This is a genomic window from Kocuria sp. LUK (assembly GCF_021012935.1).
In the GTDB taxonomy this organism is placed as follows: Bacteria; Actinomycetota; Actinomycetes; order Actinomycetales; family Micrococcaceae; genus Kocuria; species Kocuria flava.
Genome location: NZ_JAJMZI010000006.1, coordinates 118982 through 133555 on the forward strand (window position 1 = coordinate 118982; position 14574 = coordinate 133555).

Genomic DNA, 14574 nt, shown 5'->3' on the forward strand with positions numbered 1-14574 from the left:
GCGCCACCGCGCCCGGACGGGTCAGGACGAGCAGCGCTGCTGCAGCCCGCGCAGCTCGCCGAGCACGCCGGTCAGGGAGCCCTCGCCGTTGCGGAAGGCGTCGACCGAGTCCCGGACCGCCGTGATCTGCCCCGACAGCTCGGCCGGGGCCGACTCCGCCAGGGCCGCGAGCTCCTGGAAGAGCCCCAGCGGGTCCTCGCGCAGGGCCTGCGGGGCGCCGCGGACCGTGTCGGCCACCCGCGCGCAGGCCTCCTGCTCGGTCAGCTCCCCCTGACGGCCCGACGGGGACGCCGACGACGGCGCGGCGGCCGACGTCGGGGCCGTTCCCTCCTGCTCGCCGGGACCTCCGCAGCCGGTGAGGAGGGCGGCCAGCACGAGGCCGGCAGCGCCTCGGCGCAGGGCGGGACGGGGCACGGGCACGGCGGACCTCCTGGGGAGCACGGGCGGGACGCGGCCCAGCCTATAGCCTGGGTCCGGCGCCGCCGGGCCCGCCGGCGCCGCAACGGCCACCGCGCCGGGCCCGCGCCGAGGGAGCAGGAGCCGCCGTGACCGGGATCGAGGACCTCACCGCCGTCGGGCTGCGCGACGCCCTGGCACGGCGGGAGGTGAGCGCCGTGGAGGCGGCCGAGCACTTCCTGGCCCGCGTGCGGGAGGACGACGGGGCGCTCGGGGCGTTCGTGCACGTCGCCGCGGACGCCGCCCTCGACCGGGCCCGGGCGCTGGACGCGCTGCCGGCCGGCGCCCCGCACGGGGCCCTGCACGGACTCCCGCTCGCGGTGAAGGACCTGCACGACGTCGCGGGCATGCCCACGACCCACGGCTCCGCGGCCCTGACCGGGCCGGACGGCGGGGCGCCGGTCGCGGCGGAGGACGACGACCTCGTACGGGTGCTGCGCGGGTCCGGCGCCGTGCTGCTCGGCAAGACGCAGGTGCCGGAGTTCGGCCTCAACTGCTACTCGGAGAACCTCGTGGCCCCGCCCGCGCGCAATCCCTGGGACCTCTCGACCGGGGCCGGCGGCTCCTCCGGCGGGCAGGCGGCGGCCGTCGCCGCCGGCATGCTGCCCGTGGCACCGGGCTCCGACGGCGGCGGCTCGATCCGGATCCCGGCGGCGGCGTGCGGGCTCGTGGGCCTCAAGCCCAACCGGGGGCGGGTGCCCACCGCGGACGCGCAGTCGGACGCCGCCCAGCTCGTGGTCAACGGCCCGATCGCCCGCACCGCCGAGGACGCCGCCCTGCTGCTCGACGTGCTGTGCGCCCCGGCCCCCGGGCCCGCCCACGGCAACCGGGTGCGCCGGGCCGTGACCGCCGCTCCCGAGGGCTCCTTCCTCGCCGCCGTGCGCCGCACCCGCCGCGGCGACCCGCCCTGGGGGACGCGCCCGCTGCGGATCGGGGTGTCCACGGCCTCGCCCTTCGACGCCGTGGACGAGATCACCGTGGCGCCCGAGGCCCGCGCGGCCCTCGCGGCGGGCATCGCACGGCTGCGGGCGGCCGGCCACGAGGTCGAGGAGGCCGAGCTGGCCTACGACCCCGGCTACGGCGCCGCGTTCTTCGACGTGTGGACGACGGCGATGGGCACCGCGCCCCTGGACGAGGAGGCCGCCGGCCGGCTCACCGGGCTGGCCACGGCCTTCCGCGAGCGCGCCCTGGGCCGCTCGGCCGTGGCGCTGGCCCGGGCGGTGGCGGTCCTGCGGCGGATCGAGCAGGAGGTGGTGCAGGCCTACGGGGCGTGGGACATGGTGCTCACCCCGGCCCTGGCCCTGACCCCGCGCCCGCTGGGCTGGTACTGGGAGGGCCACGACCTCGCGGACCCCTCGGGCGCCGACCAGGACTACCGCCGGCAGTGCCGGTACACGCCCTGGACGTCCCTGATCAACGTGGTGGGGCTGCCCGCGGTGACGGTCCCGACGCTGTGGACCCCCGCTCCGGGCACCGGCGCGGTCGTGCCGATGGGCGTGCAGCTCGTCGGGCGGCCCAGCGCCGAGGCGGACCTGCTCGGCGTCGCCGCCCAGCTCGAGGACCTCGGCCCGGTGCCCGGCGCCCCGGCGGCGGGACCGCCGCGGCGCCGGGCACCGGGCGGCTGACCGCGCCGCAGGCTAGCCGCGTCCCGGACCGGCGTCGTCGGCCGGGCCCTCCACGGCGCCCGGGTCCTCCTCGGGCTCGAAGCCCGAGGGCTCGTCGTCGGACGTCAGCCCGATCCCCCGGCCCTCCTCGGGCAGGGTCCCCTCGGGGCCCTTGCCGTCCCCGCCCGCGCTCTCCCCTGTCGACTCGCTCATCCCGTGCCTCCTCGTGCCGGTGCCGCTGTGGTGGGTTCATCCTGGCCCACCGGCGGCCGTTCCTCCAGCCCCTCCGCCGGGATCCCGGGGCGCGAAACCTGGCGACCCGATCGCGTGGCAGCCTCGGTGCGCCACCGGACCCGGCGGTAGGGTCGGGCCCATGAGCAACCGTGCGGGCACCCTCGCCCAACCCAGTGACCTCGTCGACCTCGGCCGCCTGCTCGACGCCTACGCGGACGTCGTCCCGGACCCCGCGGACCCGGCCCAGCGGGTGGCGTTCGGGACCTCCGGCCACCGCGGCTCGTCCCTGAAGGCGTCCTTCAACGACCGGCACATCGCCGCGATCACCCAGGCGATCGTCGAGTACCGCGCCGGCCAGGGCATCGCGGGCCCGCTGTTCATGGGCCGGGACACCCACGCGCTCTCCGGCCCGGCGCAGGACACGGCCCTCGAGGTGCTGGCGGCCAACGAGGTCACCGTGCTGCTGGACGCCCGGGGCGGCTACGTGCCGACCCCGGCGCTGTCCCACGCGATCCTCACGCACAACGCCTCCCGCGCCGAGGGCCTGGCCGACGGCATCGTGATCACGCCGTCGCACAACCCGCCCTCCGACGGCGGCTTCAAGTACAACCCGCCCCACGGCGGGCCGGCGGACACGGACGCCACCGAGTGGATCGCGCAGCGGGCCAACGAGTTCCTCGAGAACGGGATGCGCGGGGTCCGCCGGGTCCCCCTCGAGCAGGCCCGCCGCGCCGCCGGCACGGGCAGCTACGACTTCCTGGAGGAGTACGTGCGCACCCTGCCCGAGGTCGTGGACCTCGACGTGGTCCGGGACTCCGGGCTGCACATCGGCGCGGATCCCATGGGCTCCGCCTCGGTGGCCTACTGGCAGGCGATCGCCGAGCGCTTCGGGCTGAACATGACGGTCGTCAACCCCGAGGTCGACCCGCAGTGGGCCTTCATGACCCTCGACTGGGACGAGAAGATCCGCATGGACTGCTCCTCCCCCTCGGCGATGGCCTCGCTGATCGGCAGCCGGGACGCCTACGACATCGCCACGGGCAACGACGCCGACACCGACCGGCACGGGATCGTCACCCCCGACGCCGGACTGATGAACCCCAACCACTACCTGGCCGTGGCCGTCGACTACCTGTTCCGCCACCGCACGGAGTGGTCCCCGGAGGCGGGGGTCGGCAAGACGCTCGTCTCCTCCTCGATCATCGACCGGGTCGCCGCCTCCCTGGGCCGGCCCCTCGTCGAGGTGCCCGTGGGCTTCAAGTGGTTCGTGCCCGGGCTGCTCGACGGCTCGATCGGCTTCGGCGGCGAGGAGTCCGCCGGCGCCTCGTTCCTGCGCCGCGACGGCTCGGCGTGGTCCACCGACAAGGACGGGATCATCCTGGCGCTGCTCGCCTCGGAGATCACCGCCCGCACCGGCTCGACCCCGTCCCAGCGCTACGCGGAGCTCACCCGCGAGTTCGGCGACCCGGTCTACCGGCGCATCGACGCCCCCGCCACGCGCGAGCAGAAGGCCGCGCTCAAGGAGCTCTCCCCCGCCCAGGTCGAGACGGACGAGCTGGCCGGGGAGCGGATCACCGCGAAGCTGACCAACGCCCCGGGCAACGGCGCGGCGATCGGCGGGCTGAAGGTCACCACGAAGAACGCGTGGTTCGCGGCCCGGCCCTCCGGCACCGAGGACGTCTACAAGATCTACGCAGAGTCCTTCCTGGGCGAGGAGCACCTGCGGCAGGTGCAGCAGGAGGCCAAGGCGCTGGTCGACGCGGTCATCTCCTAGGCGCCCCGGTCGCGGACGGGGACGGCTCCTCCGGGAGCCGCTCCCGCCGGCCGGACCGTCGGGGCGCGCGGGCCCCGACGGTCCGGGCCCTCAGCGGGCGCGGAACCGGGCGCGCTTGTGCGAGCCGTCGCAGAACGGCTTGATCGCCGAGGCCCCGCACCGGCACAGCGCCACCGTGGCCCGGCCGGGGTCGAGCGGGCGGTCCTCGCCGTCGAGCAGCTCGTAGGCCCCGCGCACGAGCAGCGGGCCGTCGGGGCACACCGTGATCGTCACCGGCTCGGGCTCCCGGCCGGGATCCTCCGGAGGCGCCCCGCTCACCGCACGAGCTCCGCGACGCGGTCCCCGGCCGGCGCGCCGGGCGCCGGGCGCAGTGCCGAGCGCCCCGCCTCCCAGCACCCGAGAGCCTGGCGGGCCGCGAGGGCGTCGAGGTGCAGCACGCTGCGGGCGCCGAAGAACACGTCCGCGGCCGCGGCCGGGTCCGCCACCACGAGCCCGCCGGCCATGTCCCGGGCCGCGATCTGCTCGTGGGCGGCGTCCGCGACGACGTGCTCGTCGTAGTACGCGGCCGCGGCCGGCAGGCCCAGCCGGCGGAAGCCGCGGGCCAGGAAGCGGGAGGGGTCGGAGGACGTGATCTCGTACATGGCCAGGTGCCCCACGATCGCCCCGCGCAGCCGCCGGTGCAGCCCGAACACGGAGACCGCGTTGACCCCCGCCAGCCACACGGCCGGCACCCGGTCCGCCGCGGCCCCGTAGGCGTCGTCGAGGCCGGCCTCGCGCATCCCCGCCGCGAACATCCCCGAGTGCATCCGCCGGGGGTCCCCGCCGCCGTACTCGTCGGCCTGGATCTCCACGAGCGCGGCCTTGGCCCGGCCGCGCAGCCGCGGGATCGCCCAGGTGTGCGGGTCCGCCTCCATCAGCTGGTAGAGGGACTTCAGCTGCAGGAACTCCCGGGCCTGGTCGGGACCGGCGCGCCCGGAGAGGAAACGGGCGAGGCCCGGCCCGTCGTCGTCGGCCGCCAGGGCGAACAGGGCGTCGGCGACGGCCTGCGGGGTGGCCGGCACGTCGTGGCCGGGGACCTGCGCCCGCAGGTGCTCTTCGAGCGCGGTGCCGAGGACCTCCCGCGCCCGCACGATCCCGGGCTCGAGCTCCCAGCGCTCGTCGACGCCCTCGACCCCGAGGTAGTGCAGCGCGTGCAGCACGAACAGGGACAGCTGGACGTCGTCGTCCGCCAGGAGGTCCCCGGCGCGGGCGAGCGCGGCCGCGGCCGCCGCCGCGAGCTCCTCCGCCCGCCCCCGGGCCCCGGCGTCCTCCGGTGGGTCCGCGAGCAGCGTGAGCAGCTGCTCACCGAGCGGTCCCCGCGGCTGTGGTCGGCGCATCGCGTCCTCCTGGTCCTGGCGCGTCCCGCGCCCTTCCGTCAGCAACCTTGCTGACCGATCGCTCCCCCGAGTGTAGGGGCACCGCCCGACACGGGGCTCCGCGCACGACCGAGTACAGTTGGGGAGGCCCGGCTCCGGGCCTCCCCACCGCCGTCGAGGAGACCCGCATGACCTCCCCCGAGCCCGGACCCCCCGCTACCCGCCTGGGCCTGCGCTGGCGCCTGCACGGTGACGGCCGCACGGTCGCCCCCGGCCGGGTCGTCGGCCCCCGCGAGCGCCTCACCTGGCCGCGGACCGCGACGATCGGCGCCCAGCACGTGGTCGCCATGTTCGGGGCCACGTTCCTCGTCCCGCTGATCACCGGCTTCCCGCCGTCCACGACCCTGTTCTTCTCCGGTCTCGGGACGATGCTGTTCCTGCTGGTCACCGCCGGGCGGGTGCCGTCCTACCTCGGGTCCTCCTTCGCGTTCATCGCCCCCATCACCGCCTCGACCGCGCAGTTCGGCCCCGGCGGGGCGCTCGGGGGCGTGGTGATGGCCGGCGCGGCCCTGTTCCTGCTCGGGCTGCTCGTGCAGGCCGCCGGCACCGGCTGGCTGCAGCGGCTCATGCCGCCGCTGGTCACCGGCACCATCGTGGCGCTGATCGGCTTCAACCTCGCGCCCTCGGCCAAGGACAACTTCATGGCCGCGCCGGTCACCGCGCTCGTCACGCTCGGGTCCATCGTCCTGATCTCGGTGCTCCTGCGCGGGCTGCCCGGGCGGCTGTCCATCCTGCTCGGCGTGCTCATCGGCTACGTCACCGCGGTGCTGCGCGGCGAGGTCGACTTCTCCGGGCTCGGGGCCGTGTGGCAGGAGCAGGGCCTGGTCGGGCTGCCCCCGTTCCAGGCCCCCGAGTTCCACCTGCCCCTGCTGGGGCTGTTCGTGCCGGTGGTGCTCGTGCTGGTCGCCGAGAACATCGGGCACGTGAAGTCCGTGGCGCTGATGACCGGCGACGACCTCGACCCCTGGATCGGGCGGGCCATCATGTCCGACGGCCTCGCCACGGTCGTCGCCGGCTCCGGCGGCGGCTCGGGCACCACCACCTACGCCGAGAACATCGGGGTGATGGCCGCGACCCGCGTCTACTCCACGGCCGCGTACTGGGTGGCGGCCCTCGTGGCGATCCTGCTCAGCGTCTTCCCCGTGGTCGGGGCCGCGGTGGCCACCGTGCCCGCCGGGGTGCTGGGCGGGGCGGCCACGGTGCTCTACGGCATGATCGGCATGCTCGGGGTGCGGATCTGGGTGCAGAACCGCGTGGACTTCTCCAACCCCGTCAACCTCACCACCGCCGCCGTGGCGATGATCATCGGCATTGCCGACTACACGTGGGAGGCCTTCGGGCTGCAGTTCGCCGGCATCGCCCTGGGCACGGCCGCGACCCTCGTGGTCTACCACGTGATGGCGGGCCTGGCCCGCCGCCGCGGCACCGTGGGCACCGACCCGCTGGCTCCCGACACCACCCGGCTGCCCTCGCCCCTCGGCTGAGCCGCTGCGCGGCGGCGCAGGGCCCCGGCGGAGCCCGTCCGGGCTCCGGGTACGGGCGCGTGGACGGGTCCGGGGGCGGGCGGGGTTACCCGTCGGTTGACGAAATGTGGGCGCCGGGAGCGCCCGCGCCTTGGTGACGCACGTCTCCTTCCCTACCGTGGGAGGCCGGAGGCGGGCCGGGCTGTCCGCCGCGCGCGACGCACGTCCTTGGGGGATCCATGAACCACAAGCTCTCCGTCCTCGTCCAGGTGGACCTCGACGGCCGGACCGTCCGGCTGGTCGTCACGGGCTGCCTGACGGAGCTCAACCACCGGGCCCTGGCCCCGCTGCTGCGCCGGGCCCGCGGCCTCGTCCCCGGGATCCGCGTGAGCGTCGACCTCGCGGCGGCCCACCACGTGGAGGCGGCCGCCGTGGACCTGCTCCGGTGGACCTCCGAGCACGAGGAGGCAGTGCGCGGGACCCCGCCCGTCGCGTTCGTGCTGCCGGAGGAGCTGCCGGTGCACGGCACCGTGACCCGTCTCGCCGCCCGGCGGGCGGGCACCCCCGCGCCGGGACGGCCGGCCGGCCCGTCCGGTGCCCGCCGGGCCCGCGGCACGGTCCCCTACCGACCCGACCTGCCCCTCGCCCCCGAGGACCGGGACGCCGGACCGGCGGCCCGGCTCGCGGGCTGAGGCGGGCGGGGCCCGCACGAGCCGAGGAGCACCGGCATGAACAGCATCCACCGCGCCCTCACGGCGCACCCGGCGGCGCCCGAGGTGCCGACCGGGGAGCGCTCGGCCGAGGCGGAGTGCATGGAGGCGTGCCTGGAGGCCGCGCAGGTCGGCCTGGTCGCCGCGGACGCGTGCCTCGACGAGCCGGACGTGGCGCAGCTGCGGGAGTGCGCGCGCACCCAGCAGGACTGCGCCGCCGTGGCCGCCGCGACGGCCGCGGTGCTCGCCCGGCGCGGCTTCCCGCAGCCCGGGGACGGGCACGCCGTGCTGCTGCCGCTGCTCGAGGCGTGCCGGGGCGCGGGCGCGGCCTGCGCGGAGGCCTCCGGCCGCCACGCCGAGACCTATGAGCACTGCGCGGTCGCCGCCGAGGCGGCCCGGCGGTGCGAGCGGGCCTGCGCGGCGCTGCTCGCGCGGAGGGGCTGAGGTGTCCGGCCCCGACGTCCTCCCGCTCGAGGAGCTCGGCATGGCCGACGTCCCCCGGGTGGGCGGGAAGAACGCCTCCCTGGGCGAGCTGCTGCGGGCCCTCGGCGGGCGCGGGGTGCGCGTGCCCGGCGGCTTCGCGACCTCCGCGGACGCCTACCGCGCCTACGTGGCCGCCAACGGGATCGGCCCGCGGCTCGGAGAGCTGCTCGCGGCGCACCGGTCCGGGCGGGCCGGCCTGCGCGAGACCGGGGCCGCCGTGCGGGAGCTGTTCCTGGGCGGGGCCTTCCCCGAGGACACGGCCGAGCGGATCCGCGCCGCCTACCGGGCGCTGGGCGCCCGCACCGGGCGGGCCGACCCGGCCGTGGCGGTGCGCAGCAGCGCCACGGCCGAGGACCTCCCCGACGCCAGCTTCGCCGGGCAGCAGGAGACGTTCCTGGACGTGGTCGGCGAGGAGGCCCTGCTCGAGGCGTGCCGGCGCTGCTACGCGTCCCTGTTCACCGACCGGGCGATCACCTACCGCGAGCTCAAGGGCTTCGACCACCTGGCGGTGGCCCTGTCCGTGGGGGTCCAGGAGATGGTCCGGGCGGACCTCGGCGCCTCCGGGGTGATGTTCACCCTCGACACCGAGACGGGCTTCCCCGACGTGGTCGTGGTCAGCGCCGCGTGGGGCCTCGGGGAGACCGTGGTGCAGGGCTCCGTGGACCCCGACAAGTACGTCGTGTTCAAGCCCCTGCTGGGGGCCGCCCCCGCGCCGGTGGTCGAGCGCACCCGGGGCGCGAAGCTGCAGAAGATGGTCCGCGACGACGACGCCCCCGCCGCCGCGCCCCGGACCCGGCTCGTGGCCACGACCGACCGGGAGCGCCGGGCGTTCGTGCTCGACGACGCCGACGTGCTGCGCCTGGCCCGCTGGGCGGTGCAGGTCGAGGAGCACTACGGCCGGCCCATGGACCTGGAGTGGGCCAAGGACGGGTCCACCGGCGAGCTGTTCCTGCTGCAGGCCCGCCCGGAGACCGTCCAGGCCCGCCGCGGCGGGACCCGCTTCACCGTCCACCACCTGGAGGGCTCGGGGCCGGTGCTCGCCTCGGGCGCGGCCATCGGCGACGCGATCGCGGCCGGGCCGGCGCGGGTGGTGCGCTCCCCCGCCGACGTCGAGGACTTCCCGGCCGGGGCGGTGCTCGTCACCGGCACGACCGACCCCGACTGGGTGCCCGTGATGCGCCGGGCCGCGGCCGTGGTCACCGACCACGGCGGGCCCACCAGCCACGCGGCGATCGTCAGCCGCGAGCTGGGGCTGCCGGCGGTCGTGGGCACCGGGGACGCCACGGCCGTCGTGGCCGACGGGCAGGAGCTGACCGTCTCGTGCGCGGAGGGCGAGCGCGGGCGGGTCTACGCCGGGACGCTGCCCTTCCGCGCCGAGGAGGTCGACCTCGGGTCGCTGCCGCGCACGCGCACCGCGATCATGGTCAACGTCGCCAGCCCCGACGCCGCCCTGCGCTGGTGGCGGCTGCCGGCCGACGGCGTGGGCCTGGCGCGGATGGAGTTCGTGGTCAACAGCATCGTCCAGGTCCACCCCATGGCCCTGGTCCACCCCGAGCGGGTCGCCGACGAGGCCGACCGCCGGCGGATCGCCGAGCTGACGGAGGGCTTCGAGGACCCGGGCGAGTACTTCGTGCAGACCCTGGCGCTGGGCCTGGCGAAGCTCGCCGCCCCGCACCACCCCCGGCCGGTGGTCGTGCGGCTGAGCGACTTCAAGTCCAACGAGTACGCGCACCTGGTGGGCGGGGCGGCCTTCGAGCAGGCCGAGGAGAACCCGATGCTGGGCTTCCGCGGGGCCTCCCGCTACTACGACCCCCGGTACCGGGAGGGCTTCGCCCTCGAGTGCCGGGCGCTGCGGCGCGTCCGGGAGCACATCGGCTTCCGCAACGTGGTGGTCATGGTCCCGTTCTGCCGCACCCCCGCCGAGGCGGACCGGGTGCTCGCGGAGATGGCCGCCCACGGCCTCGAGCGCGGCCGGGAGGGGCTGAAGGTCTACATGATGTGCGAGATCCCCTCCAACGTGGTCCTCGCCGAGCAGTTCGCCGCCCGCTTCGACGGCTTCTCGATCGGCTCCAACGACCTCACCCAGCTCGTCCTGGGCGTGGACCGCGACGCCGAGGCCCTGCGGGCCCTGTTCGACGAGCGGGACGAGGCGGTGACCCGCATGATCGCCGAGGCGATCCGCAAGGCCCACGCCGCGGGCATCCCGATCGGGATCTGCGGGCAGGGTCCCAGCGACCACCCGGACTTCGCCGAGTTCCTGGTCCGCGAGGGGATCGACTCGATCTCCCTGAACCCCGACAGCTTCCTGCGCACGGCCCGGCGGATCGCCGAGACCGAACGGCGTCTGGCCGCGGGTCCCGGGAGCACAATGGACGCATGAGCGTCCCCGTCGGCACCCTCCCCGAGACCGCCGCGCCCCCGGGCCCCGTCGGCCGCCTCCTGCGCGTCCCGCGGCGCTACCCGCTGGTCGCCGCGACGCTGCTGGTGGGGCTCGCGGTGCTCGGGCTGCTCGCCGCCGGCGAGCCGGCCGCCGCCCGGTGGGCGGGCTCGGCCTGGGCCGTGGGGGTCGCGCTGCACGTGTCCTGGGGCATGGTGCGGGACCTGCTGGCCGGCCGGTGGGGCGTGGACCTGCTGGCCGTCACCGCGATCACGGCCACCGTGGTCGTGGGCGAGTACCTGGCCGCCCTCGTCGTCGTGCTCATGCTCACGGGCGGGCAGGCCCTCGAGGACTACGCGGCCGAGCGGGCCCGCAAGGAGCTCAACGCCCTGCTCGAGCGCGCCCCCGTGCTCGCCCACCGGCTCGGGCCCGGGGGCGCCGTCGAGGACGTCGCGGTCGAGGAGGTCCGTCCCGGCGACGAGCTGCTGGTGCGCCCGGCCGAGGTCGTGCCCGTGGACGGGCGGCTCGTGAGTGCGGAGGCCGACTTCGACGAGTCCTCGATCACCGGGGAGTCCCTCCCGGTGACCCGCCGGGCCGGGGACGAGGTGCTCTCCGGGGTGCTCAACGAGCAGCGGGCCGTGGTGCTGCGCGCGAGCGCCACCGCCGCGGAGAGCCAGTACGCGACGATCGTGGAGATGGTCCGCGAGGCCGCCGCCTCCCGGGCCCCGGTGGTGCGCCTGGCCGACCGCTACGCGGTGCCGTTCACGGCCTTCGCGTTCCTGGTGGCCGGGCTGGCGTGGTGGTGGCACGGGGACCCCGTGGTCGTGGCCGAGGTGCTCGTGGTGGCGACCCCCTGCCCCCTGCTGCTGGCGGCGCCCGTGGCGTTCCTGGGCGGGATGAGCCGGGCCGCCCGCAACGGGCTGATCGTGAAGGACGCCGGGACCCTGGAGCGGCTGGCGCGCGTGCGCACGGCCGCCTTCGACAAGACCGGCACCATCACCTACGGCCGCCCCGAGCTGCGGGCCGTGCACCCGGCCCCGCCGTGGGACGAGGACGGGCTGCTGCGGCTGGTGGCCGCCGCCGAGCAGTACTCCTCGCACGTGCTGGCCACCTCGGTGCGGGAGGCCGCCCTCGCCCGGGGGCTCGTGCTGCCCGCGGCGCGCACCGCCCACGAGGAGGCCACCCACGGCGTGACGGCGCGGGTGGACGGGCACGAGGTGGTCGTCGGCAAGCGCGCGCACGTGGCCCGCAGCGCCCCCGGCACCCCGGAGCAGCCGCTGGGCCCGGGCGAGCTCGCCGTCTACGCCGCGGTGGACGGCCGGTTCGCGGGCACGCTGGTGATGAGCGACCGGGTGCGCGCGGACGCGGCCGCGACGATGGCCGAGCTCACCGCCCTGGGGGTGCGGCGGCTGCTCGTGCTCAGCGGCGACGCCCGGGCCACGGTCGAGCACGTCGCCGCGGACCTGGGGCTGCGCGAGGTGCTGCCGGAGTGCCTGCCCGAGGACAAGGTCCGCACCGTGCGGGAGGCCCCCGACCGGCCCGTGCTGATGGTCGGCGACGGCGTCAACGACGCCCCCGTGCTCGCCGTGGCGGACGTCGGCGTGGCGATGGGCGCGCGCGGGGCCACCGCCGCGAGCGAGTCCGCGGACGTGGTGGTCCTCACCGAGGACCTCTCGCGCACCGCCACGGCCGTGCGCATCGGGCGGCGCACCGTGCAGGTCGCCCTCCAGAGCATCTGGCTGGGCATCGCGCTGTCGGTGGCGCTGATGCTGGTCGCGGCCACGGGCGTGCTGCCGGCGATCCTGGGGGCGCTGAGCCAGGAGGTCGTGGACCTGCTGGCGATCCTCAACGCCCTGCGCGCGCTGCGGGGGCCCCGCCGGGAGCCGTGAGCGCCGCCCGCCGCGTCCCGGCCCCCCGGCGCGCGCCGGAACGCGCGGGTGGCGCGGGCGGGACGTCAGTGCCGGACGACCACCACGGGGCAGTGCGCGTAGGCCACGCACGCGTTGGAGACCGAGCCCAGGCGCGCCCCGAGCCCGGAGCGGCCGTGGCGTCCGAGCACGAGCAGCTGGGCGTGCTCGCTCTCGGCGATGAGCCGCCCGGCGGGGCGGCCGCCCAGCACGGTCGTGCGCAGGCCCGGTGGGACGTCGTCGCCGAACACGGCCGCCACCGTCCGGGCGAGGATCCGCTCGTGGTTGGCGCGCAGCGCCTCCTCGTCCACGAGCAGGTCGGCGTCGAGGACGGTGGGGTCCCCGGCGCAGGCGATGGCCTCGAGCGGCGCGCCCAGCGCCCGGGCGAGGCGGGCCGCGAGGCGCAGGGCCTCCTGCGAGGCCTCCGAGCCGTCGATCCCGACCAGGACGCGGTCCTCCGACGGTTCCGTCATGGCTGAAACCCCCTCGTCGCGGCGTCCCGCGGGCCGGCACGCCCTGTGCTCCCAGGGTAGTCCCCGGCCGCGCGGGACGTCAGTGCTTGACGACCATCACGGGGCAGCGGGCGTGCCCCACGCAGGCGGTGGACACCGAGCCGGGGGCGGCGCTGCGCAGCCCGCTGTGGCCGCGGCGGCCCACGACGAGCAGCTGGGCGCGCCCGCTCTCGGCGACGAGCCGCTCGGCGGGGCGCCCGTGCACCAGCCGGGCCCGCACCGTGGCGGGCAGCCGCTCGCCGAAGACCTCCGCCAGCGACTCCCGCAGCAGCCGCACGCTGCCCTCCGGGGGCCGGTCGGGGTCCACGACGTCCCAGCCCTCGTAGAGCGGCGGCCCCTCCCAGAGCATGAGCACCTCGAGCGGGGCGTCCAGGGCCTGCGCGATGCGCGCGGCGGCGCGCAGCGCCTCCCGGGAGCCGGCGGAGCCGTCGATGCCCACCAGCACGGGGGCCTGCTCGTCGGGTCCGGGTGCTGTCATGGCGGTCCTCCTCCGTCCGCGCCGCCGACGGCGCCGTGGGTCGTGGACCCCGCTCCCGTCCCGGCAGGGACGGGAGCGGGGCGGATCAGTGCCGGACGACCAGCACCGGGCACCGGGCGTGGGACACGAGCGCGGAGCCGACGGAGCCCAGGAGCATCCCGGCGACCCCGCCGCGCCCGCGGCTGCCCACGACGAGCATGCGCGCGCCCTCGCTGCACTCGATCAGCTGCTCGGCGGGCCGGCCCCGCAGGAGCCGGGACGTCAGCCGGGCGGGGCGCTCGGGCCCGAGGACCTCCGCCAGCGTCCGCTCGAGCAGCTGCTCGCTCGCGACCCGGAACTCCTCGGGGTCGACCACGCGGTAGCTCTCGAACAGGAGGGGGTCCTCCCAGCACATGACCGCCTCCACCGGCAGGTCGAGGGCCTGGGCCAGGCGCAGGCCCTCGCGCAGCGCCTCCTTCGAGGACTCCGAGCCGTCGAGGCCGACGACGACCCGCTCGCCCGGCCGCTCCGGCTCGGTCACGGGATGCTCCCCTCGGGCGCCGGCCCGCCCGTGCTCCCGCCGGCCGGGGTGGCGGGACCCGCGCCGCCCGCCGTCGTCGTGCCGGGCGTCGCGCCGGTCGTGCCCGTGCCGGTCGCCGTGCCGCCGGCCGCGGTGCCTGCGGCACCCGTGCCGCCCGTCTCCGCACCGCCGGAGCCCGTGCCGCCCGCGCCCAGGGCCCCGCCGGTGCGCCGGACGGGGATCCGCCGGGTCGCCGGCCGCTCGTCCTGCTCCCGCACGGGGGCCCGGACCTCGAGGACGCCGTCGGTGTAGGTCGCGGTGATGTCCTCCTCCTTGCACCCCGCGGGAAGCGGGAGCGTGCGGGAGAACGAGCCGTAGTGGAACTCCGAGCGGTAGCCGTCCTTGGTCCTGTGCTCGCTGCGCTCGCGCCGCTCGGCGCGCAGCCGCAGCGTGTCGTCCACGACGGTCAGTTCGACGTCCGCCTCGGGGTCGATGCCGGGCAGCTCCGCGCGGATCACCACGGTGCTGCCCTCCCGGAACTCCTCGACCCGCGGCGTCGCCGCCTGCAGGTCCCCGCCCTCCAGGAGCCGGCGGAACGGCTCCAGCACCTCGAACGGGTCCCTGCGCATCAGTCCGGCCATGGTCGGACCTCCTTCCTCCGA

The 14574-nt window shown here is 76.9% G+C and carries 15 protein-coding genes; 7 read left to right on the top strand and 8 right to left on the bottom strand.

Features of this window, described 5'->3' with window-relative positions; genetic code table 11:
- Positions 1 to 21: 21 nt before the first annotated feature.
- On the bottom strand, positions 22 to 420 hold the full coding sequence (locus LQU92_RS12050) for a hypothetical protein (RefSeq protein ID WP_101850784.1): 399 nt from the start codon (positions 418 to 420) through the stop codon (positions 22 to 24).
- A gap of 125 nt (positions 421 to 545) precedes the next feature.
- Here LQU92_RS12050 and LQU92_RS12055 point away from each other — a divergent pair, with 125 nt between their 5' ends.
- The gene (locus tag LQU92_RS12055) at positions 546 to 2081 is read left to right on the top strand and encodes an amidase (RefSeq protein WP_230780977.1); all 1536 of its coding nucleotides are present in this window, start codon (positions 546 to 548) and stop codon (positions 2079 to 2081) included.
- A gap of 12 nt (positions 2082 to 2093) precedes the next feature.
- Here LQU92_RS12055 and LQU92_RS12060 read toward each other — a convergent pair whose 3' ends face one another.
- Positions 2094 to 2273 carry a hypothetical protein gene (locus LQU92_RS12060; protein WP_230780979.1) on the bottom strand — a complete coding sequence of 60 codons (180 nt, stop codon included), beginning with the start codon at positions 2271 to 2273 and terminating at the stop codon, positions 2094 to 2096.
- A gap of 160 nt (positions 2274 to 2433) precedes the next feature.
- On the opposite strand from LQU92_RS12060, the gene pgm reads away from it, so the two are divergent.
- Entirely contained in the window at positions 2434 to 4068 is a 1635-nt protein-coding gene (gene pgm, locus LQU92_RS12065) for a phosphoglucomutase (alpha-D-glucose-1,6-bisphosphate-dependent) (protein WP_230780980.1), read from the top strand.
- Between the two features lie 90 nt (positions 4069 to 4158).
- Here pgm and LQU92_RS12070 read toward each other — a convergent pair whose 3' ends face one another.
- Together LQU92_RS12070 and LQU92_RS12075 are read right to left on the bottom strand one after the other, a co-directional pair.
- Complete coding sequence (locus LQU92_RS12070; RefSeq protein ID WP_230780981.1) at positions 4159 to 4341, bottom strand: CDGSH iron-sulfur domain-containing protein; 183 nt, start codon at positions 4339 to 4341, stop codon at positions 4159 to 4161.
- A gap of 41 nt (positions 4342 to 4382) precedes the next feature.
- Positions 4383 to 5444 (bottom strand): iron-containing redox enzyme family protein, encoded by a 1062-nt coding sequence (locus LQU92_RS12075; protein ID WP_230780982.1) that lies wholly within the window; start codon positions 5442 to 5444, stop codon positions 4383 to 4385.
- A 167-nt stretch (positions 5445 to 5611) separates the two neighbouring features.
- Between LQU92_RS12075 and LQU92_RS12080 the strand changes: the two genes are divergently transcribed.
- The 5 genes from LQU92_RS12080 to LQU92_RS12100 all read left to right on the top strand — a co-directional run bounded on the left by LQU92_RS12080 (position 5612) and on the right by LQU92_RS12100 (position 12405).
- The gene (locus LQU92_RS12080; RefSeq protein WP_230780984.1) at positions 5612 to 6967 is read left to right on the top strand and encodes a uracil-xanthine permease family protein; all 1356 of its coding nucleotides are present in this window, start codon (positions 5612 to 5614) and stop codon (positions 6965 to 6967) included.
- Between the two features lie 218 nt (positions 6968 to 7185).
- Positions 7186 to 7638 (top strand): hypothetical protein, encoded by a 453-nt coding sequence (locus tag LQU92_RS12085; RefSeq protein WP_230780986.1) that lies wholly within the window; start codon positions 7186 to 7188, stop codon positions 7636 to 7638.
- A gap of 36 nt (positions 7639 to 7674) precedes the next feature.
- Entirely contained in the window at positions 7675 to 8100 is a 426-nt protein-coding gene (locus tag LQU92_RS12090; RefSeq protein ID WP_058858066.1) for a hypothetical protein, read from the top strand.
- 1 nt (position 8101) lies between these two features.
- Positions 8102 to 10519 carry a phosphoenolpyruvate synthase gene (ppsA, locus tag LQU92_RS12095; RefSeq protein WP_308071632.1) on the top strand — a complete coding sequence of 806 codons (2418 nt, stop codon included), beginning with the start codon at positions 8102 to 8104 and terminating at the stop codon, positions 10517 to 10519.
- On the top strand, positions 10516 to 12405 hold the full coding sequence (locus LQU92_RS12100) for a heavy metal translocating P-type ATPase (RefSeq protein WP_230780989.1): 1890 nt from the start codon (positions 10516 to 10518) through the stop codon (positions 12403 to 12405). The genes ppsA and LQU92_RS12100 overlap by 4 nt, the downstream gene beginning before the upstream one ends.
- Positions 12406 to 12470: 65 nt before the next feature.
- On the opposite strand, the gene LQU92_RS12105 is transcribed toward LQU92_RS12100, so the two are convergent.
- From LQU92_RS12105 to LQU92_RS12120, 4 genes are all read right to left on the bottom strand, one after another.
- Complete coding sequence (locus LQU92_RS12105; protein ID WP_058858064.1) at positions 12471 to 12896, bottom strand: universal stress protein; 426 nt, start codon at positions 12894 to 12896, stop codon at positions 12471 to 12473.
- A 79-nt stretch (positions 12897 to 12975) separates the two neighbouring features.
- Positions 12976 to 13413 carry a universal stress protein gene (locus LQU92_RS12110; RefSeq protein ID WP_230780991.1) on the bottom strand — a complete coding sequence of 146 codons (438 nt, stop codon included), beginning with the start codon at positions 13411 to 13413 and terminating at the stop codon, positions 12976 to 12978.
- An 85-nt stretch (positions 13414 to 13498) separates the two neighbouring features.
- On the bottom strand, positions 13499 to 13933 hold the full coding sequence (locus LQU92_RS12115) for a universal stress protein (protein WP_112254378.1): 435 nt from the start codon (positions 13931 to 13933) through the stop codon (positions 13499 to 13501).
- A complete protein-coding gene (locus tag LQU92_RS12120) occupies positions 13930 to 14553 on the bottom strand; it encodes an Hsp20/alpha crystallin family protein (RefSeq protein ID WP_230780992.1) in 624 nt (207 codons plus the stop codon). The genes LQU92_RS12115 and LQU92_RS12120 overlap by 4 nt, the downstream gene beginning before the upstream one ends.
- Between the last annotated feature and the right edge of the window lie 21 nt (positions 14554 to 14574).